Consider the following 26139-nt stretch of genomic DNA (forward strand, 5'->3'; position numbering starts at 1 on the left):
ATAGTGTTTGCTGTTTATTTGATTGCTAATATTTAATAAGTAATATAAAGATTAGGTAAAATACAAGCCTAAATAAGGAATTTTTACAAAAAATTTAATTAATTGGTAAAAAAAAATAACTACGCACAGCCTGACTACTTAAATTTAAAGTTTTAGTAAACTTAATATAAGTTAATATATGCGGTCACGAGTTCATAGGCGATGGCGCTTTTATCATCGACTAAAACCCCGCCCCCGTTGTGAGGAGCGCTCTTGTTGCAGTTGTTGGGGAAGTATTAGGGTAGCTTTCACGAAGTGCCAATTAGCCTCAAACCCTTACCTAGAGTTGCTTTCAGTTCTTTAATAACCGCATCCATAGTATCACGTCTCTAGACAAGTAAAGTTCCGAATTTACTAAGGGAGTTAGCACTTTGCAGTAAAGGAACGCGAAATTTTGGTTTAAAGACCGCAATGCACGGCTGTATTAAGCAATAGAAAGTAAATAAATATACTGAATAAATAATTAAAAAAACTCAAGTATATAGAAACAATAAAGTAATATATAAAACAGTTGATTGAATAGCTAATTCTATTCTTAACCTAAGTTTTACCTTGATTGGCGAGCATTAGACTTAAGTAACTCAAAGAATAATAGTCACTTTCATCACAAGGATATTATTTATGGGCTTGAAAGATTACGGTGTATTAAAGTGTCATGCGATCGCTGGCATAATGGAACTAGACGACGATTCTCCACACTATCAAGTACATGTCAACGACGGTAATTTTGATTATCGTATAGCAATTAATGTTAGATCAGTTCAGAAACCCTACGATTTGTTGTACTTGATTGACAATAATTTTGAACACTACATCACCCAAAAGCTGAAAACATTAAATTTTGGGTTTAACAAAATTGAAGTTTCTCAAAGACAAGCTGGAGGAATTGCCCTAGATTACATTCGAGGCAATTTGTTTAAAGTCAATGAGATGAAAGCTTTGCCCTACAGTGTTCCTGGAGAAAATAACGACCTCAATGAATTTATTGACTTATACATTCAAAGGGCAATAGCAACTAAAGCTGAAATCTACGCCTTTGGCGAACCTTGGGGACCAGAAGAAAAAGCTGATAAAATATTCGACTTTAAACCAGGTAGAGGTATTCATGATATACACATGAACCAAGGCAGCAGTGGAAAGTTTCAAAAAGATAATGGAGTTTATCAGGATGGAGGGTTATTAATTCACTATAAATCTGCACCTCAAGATTATTGGGTTGCTGCCTTTTTTGCATTCCAGTCTCAGTCCTTCCACACAGATGACAACACTGGTAATCCCATCGATAAGAATGTGGGAAACGAACCAAAAATACCTGATACTCCAGCAGTGAAGCCACAGGTAAGAATCATTGCTGCCCTACTTAATCCTAGTGGAGAAGATGTTGGCAAAGAGTCAATCACTTTAATTAATTCTTCACCAAACAAAGTAGATTTAACAGGCTGGGCGATCGTCAACCAACTTAAACAAAAAGCCAGTCTAGACGGATTCAACATTGAGCCTGGTGCAGTTGTCAAAGTGCCTTTGAGTGGAAAAGATGTGCAGTTGTCCAACAAAGGTGGAACTCTATCTCTTCTCAATCAAGAAGGTATCAAAGTTGATGGTGTTTCCTACACTAAAAAAGATACTCAAGAAGAAGGGTGGACGACGTTATTTTAACGTGAGTTCCATAGATTTCATGAGCAAAGACATCCCGCCCTCAAATAAATAGCTGGCTCATAGCTAAAACCCACTTAAAGTGGGTTAAAAGGCTTATTGATTCAGTCTACTTAAAGTAGACTTTGATTATTAGCCGTGCAGTTTACTTGCGGGCGATTCAATTGTTTAGTCTGATAATACTTATCGAACTCACGTTATTTTAATATTAAGGATTGGTAGTTAATAGTTGTTACAAACAAAAAACAACTAACAACTAATTAATTAGTAACTTGCAAAACCACCAACGTCATATCATCGGTGTTCTGTTTTTCAGCGCCGATGAATTGTTCTACTCGCTCAAATAAGTAATCTAGTATTTCCTCTGGACCATTACAATACCTACAAGCGAGGCTGAATTCATTGACGAGATTTTCTTCGTCAAAGCGATCGCCACTAGCTGCTGCTGCATCAGTCAGTCCATCTGTATAGTAAATAATTGTATCTCCTGGCTCTAAGCGTGCTTGGCCATCTTCGTATTGGCTGTTAGCATCTAAACCAATCAACATCCCCAAAGTATCTAAACGCGTCACTGTTTTCGTACTAGCGTGCCACCACATCGGAGGATTATGTGCGGCGTTGCTGTAGGATAATATCTGGTTTTTCGGGTCATATTCTGAATAAAACAAGGTGACGAAGCGGTTAGAATTTTCTAAATCCGCATACATGACTCGATTTAAGTTTTGCAAAATCTGTGCTGGGGTGTTACTGTGCAGCACCTCACCCCGTAACATTCCCCGCATCATAGTCATAATTAGACCTGCGGGGACTCCTTTTCCCATCACATCACCGATTACTAAAGCCCAACGAACAGATTCCACAGTTTCCTTAGGATTGGGCGGTAAAATTAAGTTGTGATTCGTAGGAACAAAGTCGTAGTAATCCCCACCTACACGATTGGCTGGTTTACAGCGCGCAGCTAGAGTTACTCCCTCAATACTGGGACATTGACGTGGTAAAAGTCGCCGTTGAATTTCAGCACCAATTTCTAATTCTTGATCTAGGCGTTCTTTTTTCCTTAGTTCTACAGCCAGTTCATCGTTTTCAATGGCGACTGCTGTTTGATCTGCAACTAGCCTAACTAATTTTTGTCTGGTTTCTGTCCATCCGTACTCAGGATCGCGGCTCAAAACGTACAGCCATCCCCTTTCAACATGCTTGACTAGAATTGCCGTACCAAATATTTGTACATCCGGTCCTAGATGATAATGCATCTGGGCATTTAAAATACTGGTTGTAGTTGCTAGCCCAGATGCATGTTGTTGATGGGTAATTTGACTACTGACTGTCTCTAATGCCTTACGAATATTTTTTCTTTGGTGAGTGTCCTGCCAGTGTAGCTGTTCTAGCCTTACTTGACCATTTGGTTTATAGAGAAACAGGGCGCTACCGTCTGCGTCTGTCACTCTTGTAGCCATGAGCGGTATTAACTCCAAAAACTGGTTTAAGTTGTTGAAGCTTCTCAGAGCAAATCCCAGAGAACTGAGTAAATCTTGGATTTTGTTCTGCTCTCGGTGCAGCCTTGCCACGAGTTCTTTAAGCGCCACAACTGGAGTAACATCTGTTGCAGCACTGGTATTACTGTCGGTAGGTTCAGAGGGCAGTTTAGGCACAGGCACGGGTATTATTTAACTTCAGTAAGCAAATTTGAGATTACTAAATAAATGAGCTAGCCTCAGAATCGCTAAACCATATTTAGATAAGATTCGTCATTTTAGCAAGAGTAGAAAGACGTAAGTGCAAGTTTTATAGGTATTTCATTTTTAGAGTGATTTTTTCATCAAGGCTAGGTGTTTCAAGGTCTGTATTTTAGTTTAAAACCGATCCTTTATTAGCAGTCATTTTTACTAAGTATTAGAAAGTAATGAATTATTTCATAACTTTATGGATAATTCATATACCTTAAGATAGAAAAATGAATTGGGACATCCATATAAATTTTTAGCTGTGACGATGAACACTGAGTGGTGAAATTCATGAAGGTCTTAACTATGTTGAACTTATGCAAGTTAATATCTTGTTGAAGTTTTTCCATACACTTATACAAGTTATTAAAGAAGACTCACGGAAAATCATAACTCAATATTTTTCTTCGTTACATTAAAAATAGTGTTGATATGCAGCTACTAAATTGACAAAGTTAAACTACCTCCAGAGAATATTGAGTGAAAGTCAAACATAAGTCTTAGTAAAACAGGAAAACAGCTTGTACATCAACTTATACTCAGTTAACTATTGTGTAACAAAAATTAACAACCATAAAAAAGGTTGTTAATAGTTAAACTATTAAGTTGCAATTCTAGCAGAGGTTTTCCATCCGTTAGCAAAAACTTGCTGGTTTGAGTTAGATTTCAGATTTTTGAATTAAGGGGACGGATATTTATCCCCTAACCCTTCACCTTAATCTGACTACTAGCCACTCAAAAGTGCTTCTACAAACTCATAGCTAGAAAAAGGACGTAGGTCTTCAATACCTTCACCAGCACCGATAAAGCGAATTGGTAAACCTAGCTGCTGGACTACAGCCAAAGCCACACCGCCTTTAGCAGTGCTATCGAGCTTTGTCAAGACTACACCAGTGAGTTCTGCTGCTTGCGAGAATACTTCAGCTTGACGCAATCCGTTCTGACCTAAAGTTGCATCTAATACTAGTAAAGATTCTATTTTGGCTTGAGGTGCTTTTTTGTTGATAATCCGACGGATTTTGCTGAGTTCCTCCATTAAGTTCTTTTTATTTTGTAGTCTACCTGCGGTGTCTACCAAAAGTAATTCGGTTTGTCGTGCTGTGGCTGCATCGATCGCATCAAACACAACAGCAGCCGGATCAGTATTCTTACCAGGATTGGCAATGACTTCTACACCACTGCGATCGCCCCACACTTTCACCTGTTGCACAGCAGCAGCACGAAAAGTATCAGCGGCCCCAATCAAGCATTGATAACCAGATTTTTGAGCCAAGTGAGCAATTTTACCGATAGTTGTAGTTTTACCAGCGCCATTGACCCCTGTAATCAACCAAATATTAAAAGAATCTTTTTCTGGCGCGAAAAACGGCTTTTGGGATTTTTGAATTGGTCGATCCAGCATATCCCGAAGGATTTGTTTGAGGTAGGCGATCGCCTCTTCTGGTGGTAAAGCTTCTTCGCGCAGTTTGTTCTGCAAGGTCGTGATGATGTAATCTGTGGCTTCTACACCCACATCTGCCTGTAATAATAATGCTTCAATTTCTGTAACCCCAGCTTGGTTAAGGGGTCCTTGACCAACAATAGCTTTGAGTTGGTTAACAATATTACGACGGGTTTTATCTAAACCCTGTCTTAGCCTTTTAAGCCAGGTAATTTCTTCAATTGAAACGTCTTCCGCCCGTCTCCCCTGTGCAGCTAGTACTTCTGTTGACCATAAAAATCCTTCGTCAAACTCTAATCCAGTTATAGGCTCGGTTATTTCTGGACTCGTAGTAGCAGATGTCACTGGTTGTACTTGTTGCGGTTGTGTGACTTCAATAGCAGTTGCGATTAAACGTTCCTGCTTTGCTTGTCGTTCTGCTGCTGCCTTTGCTAGTAAGGATAGACTAGCAGGTTCTTGTTTTGGTATTACTGCTTCAGTTGATGTATTTTCTGAGTTTTCTTCTAACGTAGTAACTGGGGTTGTAAGAGTGGCTTCTTCTAATGTTGGTTCGCTAACTTCAGCGACAGTTTCAAAATTTTCTTGTGGTGCTTCTGTTGTTGGTTCGCTAACTTCAGCGATAGTTTCAACACTTTCTTGTGGTGTTTCTGTTGTGGGTTCGCTAAATTCAGCTACAGTTTCAACACTTTCTTCTGTTGCTGGCGTTTCTGATATTGGTATTTCTGGTGTAGTCTCAGTTGTTTGCGTTGTTTCCTCAGTAAACAGAGTTTCTACTGGCTGAGATTGTTGCTTTTGCTGGATATTTTTATAAGCAGCTTTTGCAAACGCAAGTAAATCTGTCGCCACAGGTTGTTCTGCTTCTGTTGTAGACTCTGTGGCTGATTCTGTAAGAGATGGTGTTGAGACAGCAGAAGTTTCTGCTTCTTTTTCTGGGGATGAAGTATCAGAAGAATCGTTATGTTGACGACGGAACCAGTTAAAAGCCATGTTTATTTAGTAGTTGGTGGTTGGTGGTTAGTGATTATTTTGGTGGTTTGTGGTTAGTAGTAATTGGTTAGTTTTCTCCCTTGTCTTCCTTGTCTCCCTTGTCCCTTCATACTCTTCACACTTTCCATCTCTCCATCTTCCCACCTCCCGATTCCCACTATTTCTAGACAGGCTGTTTTTGCTGTTGTGTAACTCGACGGAGAACTCCGTTAATAAACCGATGACCTTCATCTCCACTGTAGCGTTTCGCTAGTTCCACAGCTTCATCGATCGCGACACTATTGGGAACTCCGAGATACATGATTTCTGCTACAGCAATTCGTAAGATATCACGGTCAATTTGAGCTAGACGAGTCACTTGCCAATCTACTAAGGCTAGGCTGATTTGATGATCTATATTTTTACGTTCTTCATCGATTGTCCTCACTATTTCAATCGCGTATCTACCAACTTCTTTGTCTTGATTTGCTAACTGAATCAATTCTGGAAACTCAACCGCTGCACTCAACTGATTAATAGCTGTTTGAGTAGAGCTGATAGCCTCTTTTAGCATTGTTCTGGCAACATTCAGGTCACTGGTACGAGTTTCGCTACTGAGAATGCGATCGTTACTCCGTTGGAGTTCGCCAACAGCATTATCCAGAGTATCTTGTACTTCTGAACGCAAGGTACGTACTGCTGCTAACACCAATTTGGGTATTTGGTCTTCAGTTAATTTTTTGGGATTGGCTGGAAGCTGAGAAAGGCTCAGAAGTGCCAATTCGCGAGCAATTTGACGGGGTTTTCTGGTTTGCATATTAAGTTAAATAAAAATGTATGAGGAATATTGTGTTCAGATGAATATTAACGGAGTTAACAGTATATCAGTAGCAGTTACTCCTTAATTTACATTCACAACTTTAAGTGTCTTCAACAGGAAAAACCTGCCGTTTTGCTTCTAAAGGTGATACTTCTAATTTGCGGTCTTTGGTAATAATTACAGGTGGTAGGGGAGTGTTTGGGGCGACAATACCGCCAGAAACAATGATTTTAAAGGCGTCTTCTATCGACATCGACAGATTGACTACCTCATCTTCAGGAATTACAGCATACCATCCAGTTGTAGGATTAGGTGTTGTGGGAATAAAAATACTGAGCATAGGACGAGACATATTAGCTTGGATGTCGCTGCTGACTATACCAGTCACGAAAGCGATCGCCCAAATTCCCTGACGCGGATACTCTACCAATATTACACGGCGAAATTTGCCATTAGTATCTTTGAGTATTGTCTCCAAAAGTTGCTTGAGGGTTTTATATACTTGTCCAGCTAGGGGGATCGCTTGTAAAATTCGCTCACCAAAATCTAGTAACCACCGACCCACAATATTCCTAGCCATCAAGCCAATCAGGAGAATACTTAGTAGTGGCACCATTAGTCCCACTAATAAATTTAGTACATTCACTAAGATGGGGTGCATTCCATCAAAGGGATTTAATTGGTTGGGAATACGGGTGAGAAAGTTAATTACCCAACTAGCAATGGTAATTGTCAGCCAAATGGTAGTTGCTAGAGGAATCACTACCAACAAACCAGCAATCAGGTCATTTTTTAAGTCCTGCTTCCAGCGATCAATTACCAAATCGTGATTCTCCTTTTTTAAGCTTGTGGAATTTCTGTTATCAATATTCATAACAACAGTTTGATCAAATAGCTAAGATAGACCTCAGCCAAAAAGGATGAAGGATAAAGAGTGTAAATGCTCTTGAGATTAACAACTTACGAAGTTGATTGGTTTGCAGTTCCTCATAGCCACACAGACCGATGTAGATCTCTACCAACCATATCTCAGTTGGATAGTCTCAACAGAGCATTACTTTATTTTTTAAAGCTTGTAAACGATTGTTGCAAGTTTTAAGGTTATCTCTAATACTACCGCGCCCAATCCCAAGCTGCTCACATTCTGCAAACTAGTCTACAAAGTATTTAATAAACAGTCTTAATAATTGACTTTTTTAGCCAGTTAATCTCATAGTCGCACTGCTGATTGTTATCAAAAATTTATTTATAAAATATTAATTAATATAACTTATATTAAGTTAACACAATTCTTGAGGGATGTGTGGGCATTGGGGATTGGGGATTGGGCATGGTTAACCATCTGGACTCGGTTTAAGCATGTGCTTTATTTCCCAGAGTTTGAGTAAAATTAGATACTCATAGAATGTTTGCAAAAAACACCATGCAAAACCAGCGCGCCCATCCAAGCAACCACCTAAGAGAAAATACATATAGATAAAACGTAGCAATGGTCTTGCGGGTAGACGCAAAGATAAATCTTTGAGGGCGCGACGGCGTTCAACTTCTGACTGAGCAAAAAATAAATCCCACCAGCGAATTTTTCCATGTTCTAGTTGATGTAGCGTTTCTTTAGCTTCATCAGTAGAATAACGGTTGTGCTTTTCAATCCAACGGCTTAAGCCTTTGCTGCAAGTATAGTGGGGATAAGTTTCCTTTAAAAAGCTTGTGGCTCCGTCACAAACTTCTCTTTCCGTATGACCATAATCTATAAACCAAACTTTACCGTGACGGAAAAGCCGCATTTGGTAACGAGGATACTGGGTACTGCGGCGAATCCAAGTATTCATGAACATGACACGTTCAGCAACATAGTAGCCAATGTAACTTGGATTCTGAAGTGCTTGATTGCATTCAGCAAATAGTTCTGGTGTCATGCGCTCGTCAGCCTCTAGAATATATACCCATTCGTATTTGGGAGGTATATTTTCTAGCATCCAAGTCCGTTGACGACCGTGGCTTTCAAAAGCATGTTGCACCACACTAACAGGATAGCGGCTGGCGATTTCCACAGTGCGATCGCTACTGCATGAGTCCACAACAATAATGTCATCTGATACCATTGCTGACTCAATACAAGCCGCAATATCTAGTTCTTCGTTATGAGTCAATATATAGATTGAGAACATTGGGCATTGGGCATTGGGCATTGGGCATTGGGCATTGGGCATTGGGCATCAGCCATTGGGTATTGGGAACAGACTTGTTAAATAATTCCCTCCACACTTCTTCCACACCCCACACTCCCGACTATCTAAACTAACGTGCAGTTGCTTTACGTACACCATTACCTTGGGCTGAACCCATACCTCTTAAACCTGTCCAGCCGATAATAATGTATCCGATAGACAGCAATAAGCTGCTCATACCAATTCGCATTCCAGACTTCCAAGCTCTTTCCTTGGCTTGTTTTTCTGCTTCCTCTTTACCTTGACGAATTCGGTTCAGTTCTTGATCAGCAGCTTTCTGTGGATCGGTTTGCTGGGCGATGAGTTTGTCAATATCTTGAGGATTTGCTTTAGCCTTCTTTAACAATTCTTTTTGTGCTGGGGGAACTTGAGGATTATTGAGAATTAGATTGTATTGTTGCTCATTCTTAATAACTTCTGTTAATTGAGCTTTGATTTGGCTACGTCGGCTTTCTAACGCAGTTTGGACTTGCTGATTGCCATATAGTGAGAGCTGATTTTGTAGTTGTGTTTCTAGCTGATCTGCTTGTTTATTAATTTGATCTACCTGTTGCACGCTAGCTTGACGTACATTGTTTAGGTGCAATGGGAAAATCAGCAAGAATATCAAGCCTAAGAGACTAGCTAATACTAATGCTGGAAATCTCAAGTCTATTCCAGACGGGCGACCATCTTCAGTAATATCAGCCCAATATCCAGCAAACAGCATGGCTAATCCTACTAAAGGTACAATTCCTCGATCAACTAAATTTGTTGCTAAATCAATCTGCCAAAGACGATTTGTAGGCTGGAAGGGAAACAGCAGAATCACAAAGTCAAGCACAAAAGACAAAAGTAATATTATTCCAACCACCTTAAGTGTACGAGCAGCAGTGACGGCAGCAAAATTGTTATTCATAATTCATCTTGAATCAATAAAAGAATGAGTGACTATTTTATGTCAATTTACCTAGATATTGTTCCCTATACCTGAGCAACTATTGAAAAGCTGGAGTATCTTTTCGATTGAAAACTATTTTCTCCCAAATAGGCAAATCCTCTGGGCGATCAACATCAGCTAAAGTTGGTAAGTAATCTATTGATAAATTAAGTTGATGGCAAATAGCTACAGTTTGTTGCAAGACTTGGGAAGTTCCCCAGTTGATATCAAGGAATAATTCTCCAAAAAGACGCTGTAAACCGATTAAATAATAACCACCATCCACCGCTGGGCCAAGTACTATGTCGCGCTGCTGGAGATTTGTAAAAGCTTTGGCAAGAATCTGGGTATTGACGTCGGGGCAATCAGTGCCAATAATGATTACTTGGTGCGCGCCTGCACTAAAAGCATATTCGAGCGATCGCTCCATCCGTTTTCCTAAATCTCCTTCACCTTGAGATTGATAAATCAAATCAGCTCCCAGCCAACTTTGCATTAATTCTAAATTTCCACCAGTAAAGCGTACTTCAATGGAGATGGCGATCGCTTTTTGCAATTCTCGAACTTTCAATAGAGTATATTCAGTCATCTGGCGCTGAAGATGTGCAGCACCTCCAGTTCCCAAAGCAGGTATCAACCGAGTTTTTGTCAAACCTGGTTCTGGATAGCGAGTGAAAATAATTAAGTGCTGCTGGGCAATTTTAGGTGATTTCACCACGCAATATTTTTTGAATTCAACCAAGAATATCTTAATAGCAATATTTATCGTTTTCATTAGCTTTGGTATGGTCTTTTCCCATTCGCATTGCTCCTAAAATAGTAGAGACATAGACACAGCGCTTTGCTTTACCACCGTACTGACTGTAAAAAGTTATCTGTCCTAGTACTCTCAGTGATGTATGGAGACATTCATCTCCAACTTCATAAATTGGACAACCTTGGTAGTTAAATACTACTCTCCAAGTTTTTTGTGAAGATTGTTTTCTTAAAGTGGTCTCAGATTTGCCTTTTTGATTTTTTTCTTGATAAATGCGAATATTATGATCGAGATTATTCCATAAATGATTGTTTGCACTAATAGCATTAGGAATAAATTGTCCTGCCTCAGCTTGGTGGATTGTCCACTGAATAAGACTATTTTGTTCACGAAAGCTAGCTTGCCAACTCAACTTTTTCTTCGTGGCTTCGCTTTGAGCTTGGCGCATGGCGCGATAAACTTCATTTTGAGCAGTATTAAGGCGCTGAATATCTATAAAAGAGATCCAATTGGGGAGTGCGAGCGCACTCAATATACCAATAATTAAAATAATTACCAAATTCTCCAGCAATGTGAAGCCACTGCTTGAGTTTTTGCTTATAAATTGCTTTGGCATTAATCAAAAATCTAAAATCATAATTGTATATTTTTATATACTAAAACTTCTCCACTATCAATACGGTTCGGTTAAGGATTTTTCGTCATAATTTTGGTATGTAGAGACGCGATATATCGCGTCTCTACAGGGTTTAAATGTCAATTGATTTGTCTTAACCGAACCGTATTGTCTCCACTATTCCGGATGTTTCTTTTTCTCAGTTTTGTACTACACTTATAAATTACATTAATGAAAAATGATAAATTCCGATTTTTATACCTTTTTAGATATCCTTGTTTATATAAATAAAAAGGACTAATAAAACTACTCAATAAAAGTTGCATTTCACATGCTGCTACTAATTCAGTTTTAATTTTAAAACGATATTTTAATAAATGAAAAATTATCTTACGTAGATCATTTATCATATAAGCACAAAAAGCTATTGGTTTCATCCAATCTTTTATAGTTACTGTACGAGTTACATAACGACTAAGTCCAATTCCACGAAAAAATGGAACTAAGTACTCTCTTTTTAGACGCGAATGAGGAATTTTATGATAAATTTCCATCTCTGGGTTGTACCAAATTTCCCATCCTGATTTTTGAATATAAGATAAGACTTCTAAATCTTCACTAGTAAGCATATTACCAGTTACTCTGCCAGTCAAAATAGTTTCTTGAGGTAAGCTTTCTAACCAAGCTTTTCGGTAAACAACAAGTCCCGCAGATGGTGGTAGTAATTTCTTATAAGGCAAATATAAAAGAGGCAAATTTCCTCGTTCAGTGATAGCCAAAAAAGGCGCTATTCGTTGAAAATTTGCTGGTGGTTCCACTTCCCAATCTGGATGAATTTGGCTACCATAAGCTCCTGCTTGTGGGTGATTTTGATGGAAAGCGTAAGCTGCTGCAACCCAGTTATAAGTTGGGTAGTTATCATCATCTAAAAACCCGATTAATTCACTCTGGCTTTCTTGAATTGCACGTTTTCTAGCATATGCAGCGCCTTGTTGTGCTTCAAAACAATATTTTAAAGGATAACGGGATGGCCAATTTTCTTGATAGCTTTGAACAACTTTTATTGTATCGTCGCTGCTGTTGTTATCTACAATAATAATTTCCCAAGAAAAATTTTCGGTATCAAGTTGATTTCGCAGTCTTTCTAATAGTTCAGGTAAACGCTTTGCCCCATTATAAGTTGGGATAGCTACAGTGAAGTCAATACACATTATTATCTATAGCAAAAAAATTTAGTTGATATATCCATTGTTAATTCTATTCACACTTGCTGTATTCAGTGAACCCACTGAAATTGATATAGCATTCCTAAATTATTTGTGAGAGACAAGATCCCCGATTTCTTGAAGAAGTCGGGGATCTATTCAATAAATATATATTTAGCTACACTCACTATCTTTTCCACTTTTTATTGAACCTAAGATAGTTTTCATAATTACGCACCTTTTAACATTAGTAGCTTGGGTTGGATTTCCAGATTTAGCCACGGCTACAGAGATAATTAAACCTTTACTGCCAAGCTTGCTATTTTGCACCGACGTTATATTATCACTTTTTGTTTTTACTAATAGATCTAATGCTCCGGTATAATCGAAAGTAATTGTTTGTGGCTTGCTTGTATCTGTAAATGTAGGATTAGTTGCGGAAGTTAGGGTATTGCTACTGGTGTTTTCATTGGTAATATTTGTCTCAATAACAATTTGTCCTGCTTTGATTTCTAAATCTTTACCCAAATTACGCCAGAGATTAGAGTCATCAGTGAGGTTAGAACCTTTGGGATATACAGCAACTTGTGGAACATTATTATAAGTTCTAAAACTAACACTATAAGCACGTTTTTGTTTTGTCGCTTCTTGTTGAGCTTCTCGGATAGCAGATAGAACAACATCGCTAGCTTTATTTGCTTGTTGTCTATTCACAAAGGTTAGCCAATTGGGAGCTATACTAGCTGCTAATATGCCCAACATCACTAGTAGAACTAAAAGCTCGATTAAACTAAATCCATCATCATTTATATCAGGATGAAAATATATTGTTTTTTGTAATTTAAATTGTTGTAAAGTTTTTTTATTAGCTATGATTTCTAAAAATATTTTAAGCATAATTTTTTAAAAAATATTTTAAATTATTTATATAAAATCAATTAAATATTGAATTTTAAACTGATTTTTGAATCAATGATATATAGATATAGGACTCATATTTGATTTCTGAAAAAAACTCAGTACACTTTTATTCCCTGTTCCCTGTTCCCTGTTCCCTGTCTCTACGAGTAGTTCAGGAATCAAATCGGATTCCTATATATTATTTAGTAACCAAGTATCCTAATCCTTGTACTCGTATACTTGACTGAGGAAAATAGACTTTTATGCTATTCTGATTGTCATTAAAATTCAGATTATTTTTCTGAATACGAGCCAAGGCATTACCACGTAAATAAACTTCTGCTACATTTTTACCTGAGTCTACACATACATAAAAACCCCGTGTTTTAACGTTATCTGTAGCAACGTCATCTCCACTACCAGAGAATTTTGGTACTAACTGACCATTTGCACAAGCTGGTTCTGGGTTTTTGGGCTTTGGAGTACCTGTAGTATCTATAAGAGTTTGATCAATATAATCAACTAAAGGTAAAACCTGCTGCTGGTAATTTTCACCAGTCTTCTTTGTCCATTTATTCATCTTGGTTTTAAGACTTCCTTCGTTGTCCAGACTAAACATCTGAAACCCAGCGTCTCTAGTATTGTTTTTTTCTGTATCAGTTAACCCATAGCCATTACTGATTTGAAATCTACCAATCCTAGCTGCATTAGACCATGTAGAATTATTATCTTTAATCAAATAATAGGCAACTAAAGAATAAACGAAAATATCATCTTTTTCATCTGTAGTTGTTGTGGTTCCATCTCCATTATCTGTAGTTGTTGTCTTGGCAGTTAATCCCTCGGAAATATATTGCCGCTTCCAAAAAACTAACACAGGAAAATATTTATCTTTTTGGTCGTAATGAGGTAATTCATCTCTAATTTCTTTGATACCATCAGCATCATAGATATATACCGACTGTTGCAAATCGCGTGAAATATAATCAAGTGCTGCTTTGATATCTTGCTCAGTAGTAGCCTTAGCTTGCTCTTTACGATCATTATCCATAATGTTGAGCATAAATCCCAGCAAAGGTGTGATCACAAGAAAAGCTAAGAGAAGACCTACTAATAATTCAATGAGAGTAAAGCCACTTGTTTTTTGTCTGATTTTAAATAATTTTAATTGATTAATTAAAAGCCATTTGAGCGATTTCATGATGTTATGTTGTTCTTATAAATTGCTAACATTTAGGGTTTACAATCAGAAGCTGTATTGTTAGTATCTTGAAGCCGATCGCACAAATTACTAAATTTTGTCTCGTCATTTGCTACCTCTGTTGTGACTTCTAATAACGGTGCTTTGCGATCGCCTAACCCACCAGTAAAAGTTGCTTGTTTACTAGGTGCTTTCTTCAGGTCTCCACCAGCACTAGCAAAGCCATCTGCTCTATATACTCGTAAGCCTAACTGATAGCCTTTCGTGGGGTCAGTTATATTTGTTGTGCTTCCCCCGCTAGTCTGGGTGGCTTTGTTATAGCGAATTGCTTGAATCACATAGTTACTGGTGCTGGTAGTGGTACAGTTATTGCCATCTACAGAGACACAGTACAAATTATTTGTAGGTGCAGAACAGTAATTATTTAGTGTGCAGGTTAAGCTTCCCACTGTAGGAGCAGGGTAATCTGCTATAGTTGTGCCGTCCGTAATGGGAGAATTAGGAGCAGTAATTGTTCCAGATTGGATACCATCAATGTAGGTTTTAGCCGCGTCAGTAGCTGTCTCAATACGTTTTGCTTGTACTCGCGTAGCTACTGATATAACGAACACAGGTGCGATCGCAGCTAGTAAAATTGCAACAACCAGAATAGCCACTAATGACTCAATAATCGTAAAACCAGACTCATTGGATAGGGATGTGTGCCGCAATTTGTAGTGAATCATATTTGCTTCTAATTAAGATTAGTCCGCCTTTGCGGACTTCGTTTGTGTAGCGGTGACTGGAAGTCGCCAGGAAAAATATGAAATCAAGGACATGTAGGACGTTGATCTTGGCTAATAGCGTATTTCTTGTCACTACCGTAGGTGGTGCTGGGAGCATCACCGTACCCACCAGATATATCCTTCTCTTGAGCAGCACATAGCAAAGTTTTCACCCAAGTATCATCTCGACCGACTTCCCTATAAAACTCATTAGGATCATTTGTAGAAGGCGCAGTGAAGCGTTGAGAGAATAAATCTGGTAACTGGGTTAGTAAAGCTACGTCATAACCCCAACCACGGCTAGGAGGAGCATAAAAAGGTGAACGACCACCATTTGCAGTGCTAGCTTGATAAAGTTGCGGGTATTCAAAAGTGCCACTTGTCCCTGCTGGATCAGCAATCAGAGGTTGCCAAGGCGCTGTTGCATAACTACTGCGTTTAAACTGGATGAAAGAACCAAGAGCTTTGTGTTTAAGGCTAGTACTACCCAAATCCCAAGTTTCTAAGTAACGCACAAAGTTTTCTAAACCACCATTAGATTCACCTATATTCCCAGTTGTAGAGGGACGTTCTGGAGTATTACCTTGAGCAAATACTAGATTGGTTTCCGTTGCTGTCGCACGTTGCATCCAGTGTAATGATGTTGCGTCTCCACTAGTACTAAGAGTATTTGAGCCTGAAGTTATGGTGGGATACTGAAGTTGCAAAACTGGGACTAAAAGCGGCTGTTCTATGGGATTTGTCCCGGTTAAGGTGTTGGCAATCCAAAGAGGATATGTCGCACTATAGTTGATTGCAGAATTATTATTTGTTCTAAACCATAGAGCATTACTCTGGGTGTGAGGACGGTTAGGGTTACTAGCAGTAGCTGTACTGTATCTTTGGTATGGAATATTGTTGATACGAATCGTACTAGAAAAGGGATAATAATTCACTGCTATAGTACTTCCATTAGAGGAAATTGCTAGAGGAATTGGAGTGTTATCGTCTGGATCTAGTACGAGTGTGTTTTCTGCTCCAGTTATGGAAGTACCACCTTCTTTAGCAGTTATAAGACCAGGCCCATGTCTTAAAAATGCCACTCGTCTTGGATAATGCTTAATTGCTGAGTCGTTAGAATCTGTTGCTGGTACTGCTGTTGTACCTGCTCTTATTCTTGTATTTACTATTGAAGTAATACCAGCATCAGCTATGGCTTTTACTAATTGATTAGCTTTAATGTTTCGCTCAGTTGTACTAAAATTTCCATCTCCATTTAAGTCATACCCAACAACCCAATCACCAGGTTTGCAAGCTGTCACTATCAGCTTGGGACAAATTTCCATGACGTACTCAGAAAATGTCACTCTGCGCTGAATCGGGGTGACAAAGTTATTGAAGTAAGAACTACCTGTGGGAATGGTAGTAGTACTGTTGCTCCTATATTCACTATCTGTAAAACTGCGACTGGTGACAAAGTTGTTATCCCAAAAACCATTCAATCTAGTAGCTACAGTTGCAGTGATGTTGCTTTCAGTAATTGGTACAGATGTGTCAGCCTGATCACCATCATTATTGAGGTCAGCCTTAATGATTGTTTCATCTAAGGTATTGAGGCTGTCAGCCACGTCGTTATCTTGATTGAGGTCTAACTTGATAGTTGCTTCATTTAGTGTTATTTGTGTTGTTCCATCAAGAGTTCCATCATTATTCAAATCATAACCGAGAGCATAATTACCATAATTGTCTCTCAAGTTATAATCACCATCTTCGCGGAAGCCTAAGCGAAAATTACTAGATAATACCGTAATTCCATCAGCAATCACTGTAGCCGATCGCCAAGTTTCTCCAGCGGTACAGCTAGTAAACTGTCCCTGACGACAGGCAAAATTAGGATCTAATGTCTTGCGTTTATAAAAGTCATCACCCCAAGTGTTTAATTCTGTAAACTCTTCTTTAGTGTGCTTGTTAAAATCCCCTTGGATGTAAACTGGCAAATTAGATGCTACAATCAGACCCTTTTCTTCTGCCTTATAGGTAGCATTACGGCTTAAGTCACTGCCATTGATCAGCATGATCCCATTAGGGCGACGAGTTGGATCTAGCTTAAAATCAGTAGCACTTACCTCTGGACTGGTAGTATCACTTTCGTCTGCTAGCGCATCATCACGAGTGGCATAAATAATTCCACTATTTGGCAATAAAAATTCTCCGCCCGTCTTAGATTTTTTTCTCAATAAATCTAAATCTAAAACCGTGGCACGAATTTCTAAGGGCTGACGAAATGCTAGTTCTAAATCATAATTTCTTGAACCTGTGACTTTATCAACAGCCTTAATCTCTCTTGCATCCAGAAAAGCAGTTTCCATAATAGTGCCATGAGGAATAGCGCTATCTGTGGGACTACCGATGGTACCATCTAATATTTTTAAGGCACACATAGCAGAATCAACAGCAGATTGTTCTGAAAGGGTGAGATTCTTACTAGCTGCAATTTTATCTAAAGCACTCTTGAGTCGTTCATTTACCAAACGTCCATTGGGGTATTTTAGTGCTGCTTGGTAATCTAAAACTGCTTCATAACCTGTGATTGCCGTTGGTGGAGCGGGATAGACAACACCGTTATTAGAGAGACCTGGATTAGTGCTAACTGTGGGTAATCCTGTTAAAGCTCTGTTAGGAGAAGCTAACTTTGTATTTCTCAAGCTAACGTCTGGTAGACCATTTTGATTTTGGGCTGTAGTGTTGCTTGTGGGATTATAAAAGCTGCTAACACAGGCTATGGGTGTTTGGTAATTTGCAGGAGTCTTGGGATTGTAGGAATCATCTTGGTAGTGATAAACTGCTGTAGCCCGCATTTGCAGATATGGTGTTTCCGCCTTGGGTAATCCCTGAGTAGTATTTGTAACTCCCATTGGCATACTGTCTGCCCAGACTTTATCTGTAACAGCAAGATCAGCATTAAATTCAGTATCAGTGCTACTAGGAGTACGATTATTAGGTAAGTAAATTCCTGCACCCGTGATGACTCGCAAACCTCCAAACACATCTAGAGTTCCATTTGGTTGTTGTGCTGCTGATTTTTCCCAGAAGTCATCCCGGTTTGTAATGCCTAAATCGTCTAATTGATAAGCTTGGGAGAATCGCTTACGAGGCTTTTTATTTGACGTTGTTGAATCATCCCATTCTTTACCAGAAATCAGTTGTCCTTGGTCTGGTGAACTAACAAAAGCATTGTTGGTTGAGTCGTACCACAATTGTGGCATATTGTTACCAACTAGAACGCGATCGCCCAAACGATCCTCTTTACCAGCTTTTGATTGTGTGACTGGTTCTGTGGCAGGTAGATAAATTTTCTTTGTACTGTTTTCTTTGATACCTATTCCGGTATAGCCAGTAGCAGTTGTACCATCAGATGGAGCGAAAGGAAATACCCATGAATCTACAGGTCGTAGAGAGTTCCGATCTCCCTGAAGAGGACTGTTAGTTATATAGTCAACACTTCCATATTTAAGTGGGTCACTATTAAAGCCAATTTCGTTATAGGGAACGCGACGTGTTCGTTTTCTAAAATAAATCTTTAGCTGCTCTTTACGAACACTGGCTGCATCTAAACTTGCATCAGCTGCTAGACTCCTATCAATTGCTTGTTGAACTTCATCTGGTAGAATTAGGGTTGCAGCTGTTAATCCTGCTTCTGTTGCGGCTACTAAGCGATTAATGCGTTTGGCGTATGCTTCATCGTTATAAGCTGCTGTGTTACCGTATGTAGTCTGAGGTACGGTTTTGTTTGTGTCGTTAATATTTGCACTTCTAAGGGAGAGATTATCAACATCATAAGATTTATCAAATAAATCTACTCTGACATCGCTACCTTTTTCGGTTTCATTCACGCGGCTGTTAATCACATTACCAGCCACAACAATTTTGCTATTATCTTCTGTGTAATAACAAGATTTAGGGCTACTTACTAAGTAATACCTAATATTAGAACCGTTTTTCCTAGTCAGAAAATTACCATTAGTGAAAATGCGTCCATTCAAATCCAAACCCGCACCAGGAGTTATTTCTAAGTCATCTTCATAGATAACTGCGTTGTTAGCAAGGGGAATTCGCTCTCGGTCTTGCTGATATTCTAAAGCTACAAAGCCTTTATTACCTCTAAACTTCTCATACTTGTTACTATTAAGTCCTGTGTCCGTTAAGTCTGTAATAGGTAGACTAGTAATAGGTAGACTAACAGTATAAACAAAAATACTCCTTTTTAGTTTACTGCCAACCTTATACCAACCTTGGCTACCGATTAAATTAGCACTAGTAGCAATATCACTTTGACATCGCTGGCTAGCTGCTCCTTCGTCCATTGGTTGGGTTCTAGCCTCTAGCGGACTTCTGGCTCTAGTACTAGTAGGAGTCCGAAAGTAAATTCCATAGATGGTATAACTATCAAACTTGCCATTATTATCTGTATCTACAGGATATTTCCAAGCTGTCTTGAGAGTTTCTTCGTCTTCTTGAATACCGCTAGTATTATTGAACTCTTTGACAAGTTTTAACTGTGTTTCGTCACCAAATGTAAATTCCTTGATGTTGTCTCTAATGACTTGATACAAAGATACATCTGAGGGTGTGGCTCGCGGTAATCTAGGATCTAGAAATAACTGATCTATTTTGGCTTTTGCTCGATCAAGAGCTGGTGATGCTGCTCTAATCACAACTTCATTCACTCTGACATTACTAGCGTTTTTGGCTCGATCAAAAGACCGAAATAAAATTGCTGTAGTTAGTAGCACAACTATTAGTGCTACCATTGCCACTGTCGGTAAAACGAAACCATGATTAACAACACTTCCTGTTCTTCTATTAAAAAAAAGAGTTCGTAGTAGCCGAACTATATGCTTTTTCAATACAGAAGAAGAATTTTTTTTTAATTTTTTAGATATTTTTCTTATTGTCTTGACTAGGTGGCGTTTTATAGACATAACTGCTTTCGTGTCAAGTATTTTGATAAAAATTTATATTTTTGCGATTAACAATTATGCCTATAGATGAAATCTAAAGGCATATTTAGAGATGATATTTATGACTTCATGAAGATGTTTTGAGGAAAGTAGACTTATAGTACCCACCCTTTACAGGAAATATGTCAGTTAGCAAGAAAATAATATGAGTGAATTTAAAATGTCCGCGTTTTGAAGAGAAGAGGGTAGTTTTGCTAAATATTCTCTGGAAAAGTGGAAATCATCATAGTATTCCTAGATTATTCGTGAGATACAATATCCCCGACTTCTCTAAGAAGTCGGGGATATGCGCTTTACGACTCTCACAAATATATAAGAGTGCTATAGAAAATGAGGCGTTGCTGATTTGACCTATTAACCTAAATGTAGAGACGTCGCAATGCTACGTCTCTACAAGGGTTTTGGAATCACACAAAATCCTGAATCATACATGGATTCAGCAATATCGAAATTGAAATCGAAAAAGTTAGTTTTTGCTTGAGAGATTTAGTAATGATTAAGGTTAATCCCTGCTTCTTTAGCCATAGTTGCTAAACCTTTCTTTTCTAAGGTTTTAATCGCTTTGGTAGACAATTTGAGTTTTACCCAACGATTACCTTGGGGCCACCAAACGCGCTTGGTTTGAAGGTTGACGTGCTGAATCCGTTTAGTGCGACGGTGGGAGTGGGAAATTGTAAAGCCGTTGTTGGCTGTTTTGCCGGTTAAATCACAGCGACGGGACATAGGAGAATCTCCGATTTATTTTGAACACAATCTTCTATTGTATAGCTGCTTGTGGGTAGAAGAGAAAACCATTGACGGGAAAAGGGTAAGGGGTAAAGTGAAATATATATTACACTTACCCAATATCCCGCCCTGAATTAAAGTTCGGGCTAATAGCTTAAGTCAGTTTCAACTGACTGAAAGGTTATTGAACCTAAGTGTGAACTGGTTTTAAAGGTTATTTAGCAGCTTGTTCTGTCAACTTGGTTAAGACGTCATTAGAACGTTCAACAAAACCTTTCATTCCTTCAGCATCAAAACCTTTTTGAGACATGAGTGCTAAATCATAGATATGTTGGCAAATCATGTTGACTAATTTACCTGTGGGTGATTCGCCTTCACCCTGAATAATACTACTTTGACTGAGGGTCGCCAAATGTTGAATCAAGGGGTGGCTAGTATTTACCAGCAAAATATGCTCTTCTGGAAATTCTGCCATTTGCTGCTGCATGAGTGCATTCATTTCCCGGAATCGGCGCAAAATTTCTGGTAATAACACCATTGCAGGAGGTGTACTTTGGGGATTATCTGATTTTAATGCTTCGGTGCGGATATTTAATTTCGGTTTGTTGAGCGCTTTCTCAAATAACTCTTTGATTACCTCGCCACGAGTTTTATTTGTTTTGGGATCTACTATTTCTGTCGCTTGATCTTTGTCTAAGAGAGTCTGATCTAAATCAGAGTCTACCCGTGTAAACTTAGCATCTTGGAATTCGCGTTCTAGGAAGTTGATAAAATGGGTATCGATGAAAGAGTCCATAAACAGGACTTCTAACCCTTGTTTTTTGTGAAGTTCGACGTAGGTGGCTTGTGTTGCTTCGTCGGTGCAGTAGAAAACGCGGTTTTCGTGGCGTTCTTTGTTGCGTTCTAAATATTCTTTGATGGTTGTGTAAGAATCACCCTCTGAGGATGCAGCTGGAGTCACATCTTGCCAAGCGTCTTCCCCTTCGGATTGTACTTGTACTGCTGGGGTTTCGGAAGTGGTTTGGTTAGATTGCTTGGCTGTACTGCGGAAAATCAGGATATCTTCGACTTGTTTTTTGAACTTTTCATCGTTCATCACCCCGAATTTCACGAAAGTACCGAGGTCTTTCCAAGCGCTAATATATTGATCGCGACTGTCGCGGTAAAGTTCTTTGAGGCGATCGCCTACTTTTTTGGCGATGTAATCACCGATTTTTTTAACAGTGCGATCGGTCTGTAAAGCACTGCGTGATACATTCAGAGGAATATCGCTGCTATCAATTACACCCCGCATCGGTAAGAGAAATTGGGGAATAATTTCTTCGCAGTGATCACTGACAAAAACTTGATTGCAGAATAACTTAATCTGTCCTTTGGTGACATCAACATCCGGTCTTAACTTTGGAAAATACAGAATTCCATTGATGATAAAAGGATAATCTGTATTCAAATGCACCCATAGCAGGGGTTCTTCTTGGAAAGGATAGAGGTAGCGATAAAACTCTATATAGTCTTCCTGATTTAAATTACTGGGAGACTCGCGCCATGGTGCTTTTTGCCGATTTAACACCTCGCCATCAAGTTTGATTGGCACTGGCATAAAATCGCAGTAAGTCTTGATCAGATTTTTAATGCGTGCTGATTCTAAATAATCTAGTTCTTCCTCCATTAAATGGAGAGTAATTGTCGTTCCAAGAGTTGTACGAGATGATTCCTCTAAGGTAAACTCTGGTGAGCCATCACAACTCCAGTGAACAGCCTGCGCCCCTTCTTTGTAAGATAGGGTATCGATCTCGACTTTTTGTGCCACCATGAAGGAAGAGTAAAAGCCTAGACCAAAGTGACCGATAATAGGCTGGTCAGATGTGCTTTTATACTTGTGAATAAATTCTTCGGCGCTAGAAAAAGCAACCTGATTGATATACTTTTTCACCTCATCTGCTGTCATCCCAATGCCATTATCGGTGATAGAGAGGGTTTTATTGTTTTTGTCTATAGCAATTTGAATTTCCGGTTCATCCATGTCGCCAGAGTATTCTCCAGCGCGGGATACCATGTTTAGCTTTTGGATAGCATCAACGGCGTTGGATACAAGTTCCCGCAAGAATATTTGGTGATCTGAGTAAAGAGACTTCTTGATAATCGGGAAAATATTTTCAGTATGAATACTGATGGTTCCTTGTTCTAGCATAATTGATGATCTTCAGTACAAATATGTGAGTATTGAATGTGGCAAACATACCCTAGTCTTTTGCTTCCAGGGTAAGACCAAAAGCAATAGGAGATTATACCAAGTAAAATTTTAAAGCTATACTTCAGGCGATCGCTCTTATTATCTAGGATTGTTTGCCCCCAAGACGCGATTCGGATTTCCGTACTCGATTAATTTAATATACCCATATTCGATTTCACTATCAATAATATAATTAATTTCTACTTTACTGAGTACAATTTATCACTCATATAACGCCATTACATTAAATCTAAAAATAATTGATTTGCTATTTGACCAGCTATGGACCAATTTAAACGATTTACATATTCGTTAAAAGACGATATCGCCAGATTTTCATATTTTTGATAGTCACTAAGATAACTTTTAATATATGCACAGTATTCATTGACATCAGCATCTATAGGAAAAACTTTGCCATTAATATCATCTTTTATAATGCTAGGAATACCAGCTAAATTAGTTGTCAAGCAGGGAACTCCAAAAGCATTGGCTTCTATTAATACATTAGGAGTGACATCGGCTTGTGTGGGTAAAATTAGAAAATGTGAATCTGCTAGCAAACTATAAAATTTATTTTTACCTTCAAGTTTAGACTTGTTAATGTATCCTATTGGTTTGACAAAATCGGGAAGAGATTCTCTAGATTTTGGTAAATCACCAATAAGTCTTAATTCAACATTCCAGCCTGTTATTTTTAACTCTTTTGTGATATCTAGGGCTAATATACCCCCTTTTCTTACCCAATCAATGCCAATAAAAATTAATTTATAAGTTTGTGTACCCCGCGATTTTATCAAATTTTTAATATCTGCAATTTTTCGATTTGATTTAAGTTCGAGATTTGAACCTCTAGAAATAATTTTTACTTTATTTAGGTCTACATTGTAAATTTCTATGGCTTTTTGAGCAGCCCATTCTGACGAAAAAATTACTAATTTGCATTTTTCTAAAGCAAGTTTTTCTAGGATGTAAATATTTTTTATTGTTTCTTGACAAAGATTGCTGAGATATGGATAAAAATCAATTAAAGCTGCTAAGACTGTATCTACCCAAAGAACAATAGGCTGACAACAATCAAGATAGGCGATTGGTGCTGCACCTTCTGTACACAAAACTAGATCTACATTTAATTTTGACAAACGTTTACTAATTTGACTAGCATAGTTTTTACTAACTAAAATTTCTGCCCATCTATAATAATCTTTGTGATATAAATTCCTGTAAAAGCTCCATTTACTTCTAGTCAAAAAAGAGTAGCTTTTCTTAAAATCACCTATAGCTTCAATAGATATACCCTGAGCAGCTAGGGTTTGTATTATATAATAGTTGGAACCATAATTTCCTACATTATGTTTTGTCCATCCTGAAGAATTGAGTACATTATAGGTATTGACACAAGCGACTTTCATAAAAAACTATCTTTTGATTAATTGATAAAAATCTAAAGTTTTTTGGCTGATTATATGCCAATCTAATTGATTTAGAAGTGGATTTTGCTCCTGTTTTTTTTGTATTGACCAAGTTAATCCTTCGCTAAGAATTTCTGTTGTTAATTCTCCAGTATAAAGCTTTATCCAATCTTCTCCTATTTGTGACTGTAGTTCAGGCATCGAACCTAGATTGGGTACTAAAATAGGACAATCAAAGGAAAGCGCTAGTAAAGCACTTCCAGAGTTAAGAATTTCTTTAAATGGTAAAATAACTAGTTCCGCAGCTTTGAAATAGAACTGAACCTGAGCGTCAGGAATATAATTTAAAAATAACTTAATTCTCAAATCATTTTCAGACACAGATAATATTTCTTCTTTTAACAAAGGGCGTTCTATTTTTCCTGCAATTACTAACAACCAATTTTCAGGAGACAATTTTCTAAATATTTTGATTAAATGAGGAATATTTTTATAAAAATCTATATATCCAAAAAATAAAAGTACTTTGAAATGATCAGAAATTCCAAATTTTTCTCTAGCCTGACTGTGGTTAATTTGATTCGGATAAAAGTTCCGATAGTGTCCATGATAAACAATAGAAGACGATTTATTTATTAATGATGTGAAGATTTGTTCAGCAATATTTTTTCCCTTTTTACTTAAACTAATATACCCATCAATACGTTTGACAAATTCTTTTTGAAACCAATCTGCTATCTGTACATGTAAAATAGAGTGAGGATTTTCATCATGAATAGTCCAGATAATACGAGTTCCTCTAGCCTTTGCCCAGTCTATCAAGATAAGCATACTTATAACTCTTATCCACACGATTAAGGGATTGGGATGTCTGACAATAGTTTCTACAACCCAATGCAGATGAAAAATATCGTATTTGTTATTCAGAATTTTATGAAATGAAAATTCTTCAACTATTACTCCTTGTGAGAGCATATTAGTATACAGCAACCAATTGTAAGGATTTTTATATTTTGTTTTAAAAGCTGGGTAGGCTATTATTTTCATGTTTTTTTAGATTAAATGCATACTGTATAAATCACAATCAAGAGATGATGATGTGATTTGTCAGTAGTAGTGTCAATCACGGTTGCGATAAGTAAGGGTAGAAATCAGAATTTATCAGAATTTTGCGTAAGTCCTAATAGCAGCACTTTCTGTATAGATAGAAAAAAAAGAATTATCTTAGTTAATAAGCTATATTTCCTCTTGGTGTCTTAGTGTCTTGGTGGTGAAAAAATAATTATTTAAACACCAAGACACTAAGATAGCAATAAAATTTATACTTTGAAAAAATTCGTCCTGACAGTTGAATGTTATTGATAGTATTTATATAATTTTACACATGTAAATTAGCAAACGACCAGAGCAAAAATTTGTTTGTTATAAAATAAATTTCGGCTCAAAGCTTAAACTCATGAAAATGGGTTGAAACCTGAGCCAGTGCGTTTTTAACCGACTTTAGCTTTAAAGTCAAGGCGATTATTACAGGGAAA

Annotated in this window: 18 protein-coding genes; 1 reads left to right on the forward strand and 17 read right to left on the reverse strand. The window is 37.9% G+C overall.

What is annotated here, in order from left to right; all coding sequences use genetic code 11:
- The first annotated feature begins 660 nt into the window (after positions 1 to 660).
- The gene (locus tag B4U84_RS17280) at positions 661 to 1695 is read left to right on the forward strand and encodes a DUF2278 family protein (protein ID WP_017310340.1); all 1035 of its coding nucleotides are present in this window, start codon (positions 661 to 663) and stop codon (positions 1693 to 1695) included.
- Between the two features lie 257 nt (positions 1696 to 1952).
- Here B4U84_RS17280 and B4U84_RS17285 read toward each other — a convergent pair whose 3' ends face one another.
- The 17 genes from B4U84_RS17285 to B4U84_RS17365 all read right to left on the reverse strand — a co-directional run bounded on the left by B4U84_RS17285 (position 1953) and on the right by B4U84_RS17365 (position 25651).
- On the reverse strand, positions 1953 to 3350 hold the full coding sequence (locus B4U84_RS17285) for a GAF domain-containing SpoIIE family protein phosphatase (RefSeq protein ID WP_017310341.1): 1398 nt from the start codon (positions 3348 to 3350) through the stop codon (positions 1953 to 1955).
- A 793-nt stretch (positions 3351 to 4143) separates the two neighbouring features.
- Positions 4144 to 5844 carry a signal recognition particle-docking protein FtsY gene (gene ftsY / locus B4U84_RS17290; protein ID WP_131119704.1) on the reverse strand — a complete coding sequence of 567 codons (1701 nt, stop codon included), beginning with the start codon at positions 5842 to 5844 and terminating at the stop codon, positions 4144 to 4146.
- A gap of 163 nt (positions 5845 to 6007) precedes the next feature.
- On the reverse strand, positions 6008 to 6640 hold the full coding sequence (nusB, locus tag B4U84_RS17295; RefSeq protein WP_131119706.1) for a transcription antitermination factor NusB: 633 nt from the start codon (positions 6638 to 6640) through the stop codon (positions 6008 to 6010).
- Positions 6641 to 6743: 103 nt separating this feature from the next.
- The gene (locus B4U84_RS17300) at positions 6744 to 7517 is read right to left on the reverse strand and encodes a DUF502 domain-containing protein (protein ID WP_017310344.1); all 774 of its coding nucleotides are present in this window, start codon (positions 7515 to 7517) and stop codon (positions 6744 to 6746) included.
- 460 nt (positions 7518 to 7977) lie between these two features.
- The gene (locus B4U84_RS17305) at positions 7978 to 8811 is read right to left on the reverse strand and encodes a glycosyltransferase family 2 protein (RefSeq protein WP_131120997.1); all 834 of its coding nucleotides are present in this window, start codon (positions 8809 to 8811) and stop codon (positions 7978 to 7980) included.
- Between the two features lie 130 nt (positions 8812 to 8941).
- Positions 8942 to 9769: a hormogonium polysaccharide biosynthesis protein HpsJ gene (hpsJ-B, locus tag B4U84_RS17310; RefSeq protein ID WP_131119708.1), complete on the reverse strand. Its 828-nt coding sequence runs from the start codon at positions 9767 to 9769 to the stop codon at positions 8942 to 8944.
- A gap of 79 nt (positions 9770 to 9848) precedes the next feature.
- Complete coding sequence (locus tag B4U84_RS17315; protein ID WP_044449872.1) at positions 9849 to 10508, reverse strand: TIGR04282 family arsenosugar biosynthesis glycosyltransferase; 660 nt, start codon at positions 10506 to 10508, stop codon at positions 9849 to 9851.
- Positions 10509 to 10539: 31 nt separating this feature from the next.
- A complete protein-coding gene (locus B4U84_RS17320) occupies positions 10540 to 11163 on the reverse strand; it encodes a pilus assembly FimT family protein (protein WP_131119710.1) in 624 nt (207 codons plus the stop codon).
- A 140-nt stretch (positions 11164 to 11303) separates the two neighbouring features.
- Entirely contained in the window at positions 11304 to 12374 is a 1071-nt protein-coding gene (gene hpsE / locus B4U84_RS17325) for a hormogonium polysaccharide biosynthesis glycosyltransferase HpsE (RefSeq protein WP_131119713.1), read from the reverse strand.
- A gap of 168 nt (positions 12375 to 12542) precedes the next feature.
- Complete coding sequence (locus tag B4U84_RS17330; RefSeq protein WP_131119715.1) at positions 12543 to 13265, reverse strand: type II secretion system protein; 723 nt, start codon at positions 13263 to 13265, stop codon at positions 12543 to 12545.
- Between the two features lie 202 nt (positions 13266 to 13467).
- On the reverse strand, positions 13468 to 14469 hold the full coding sequence (gene hpsC / locus B4U84_RS17335) for a hormogonium polysaccharide secretion pseudopilin HpsC (protein ID WP_131119717.1): 1002 nt from the start codon (positions 14467 to 14469) through the stop codon (positions 13468 to 13470).
- A 32-nt stretch (positions 14470 to 14501) separates the two neighbouring features.
- Positions 14502 to 15194 (reverse strand): hormogonium polysaccharide secretion pseudopilin HpsB, encoded by a 693-nt coding sequence (gene hpsB / locus B4U84_RS17340; protein WP_131119719.1) that lies wholly within the window; start codon positions 15192 to 15194, stop codon positions 14502 to 14504.
- 83 nt (positions 15195 to 15277) lie between these two features.
- Complete coding sequence (gene hpsA, locus B4U84_RS17345; RefSeq protein ID WP_165490311.1) at positions 15278 to 20194, reverse strand: hormogonium polysaccharide biosynthesis protein HpsA; 4917 nt, start codon at positions 20192 to 20194, stop codon at positions 15278 to 15280.
- A gap of 525 nt (positions 20195 to 20719) precedes the next feature.
- Entirely contained in the window at positions 20720 to 20956 is a 237-nt protein-coding gene (gene rpmB / locus B4U84_RS17350; protein ID WP_017310354.1) for a 50S ribosomal protein L28, read from the reverse strand.
- Between the two features lie 217 nt (positions 20957 to 21173).
- The gene (htpG, locus tag B4U84_RS17355) at positions 21174 to 23150 is read right to left on the reverse strand and encodes a molecular chaperone HtpG (RefSeq protein ID WP_131119721.1); all 1977 of its coding nucleotides are present in this window, start codon (positions 23148 to 23150) and stop codon (positions 21174 to 21176) included.
- A gap of 281 nt (positions 23151 to 23431) precedes the next feature.
- On the reverse strand, positions 23432 to 24604 hold the full coding sequence (locus tag B4U84_RS17360; protein ID WP_131119723.1) for a glycosyltransferase family 4 protein: 1173 nt from the start codon (positions 24602 to 24604) through the stop codon (positions 23432 to 23434).
- A gap of 6 nt (positions 24605 to 24610) precedes the next feature.
- Positions 24611 to 25651 carry a glycosyltransferase family 4 protein gene (locus B4U84_RS17365; RefSeq protein WP_131119725.1) on the reverse strand — a complete coding sequence of 347 codons (1041 nt, stop codon included), beginning with the start codon at positions 25649 to 25651 and terminating at the stop codon, positions 24611 to 24613.
- Between the last annotated feature and the right edge of the window lie 488 nt (positions 25652 to 26139).

Origin of the sequence: Westiellopsis prolifica IICB1 (assembly GCF_004323185.1) — a bacterium.
In the GTDB taxonomy this organism is placed as follows: Bacteria; Cyanobacteriota; Cyanobacteriia; order Cyanobacteriales; family Nostocaceae; genus Pelatocladus; species Pelatocladus prolificus_A.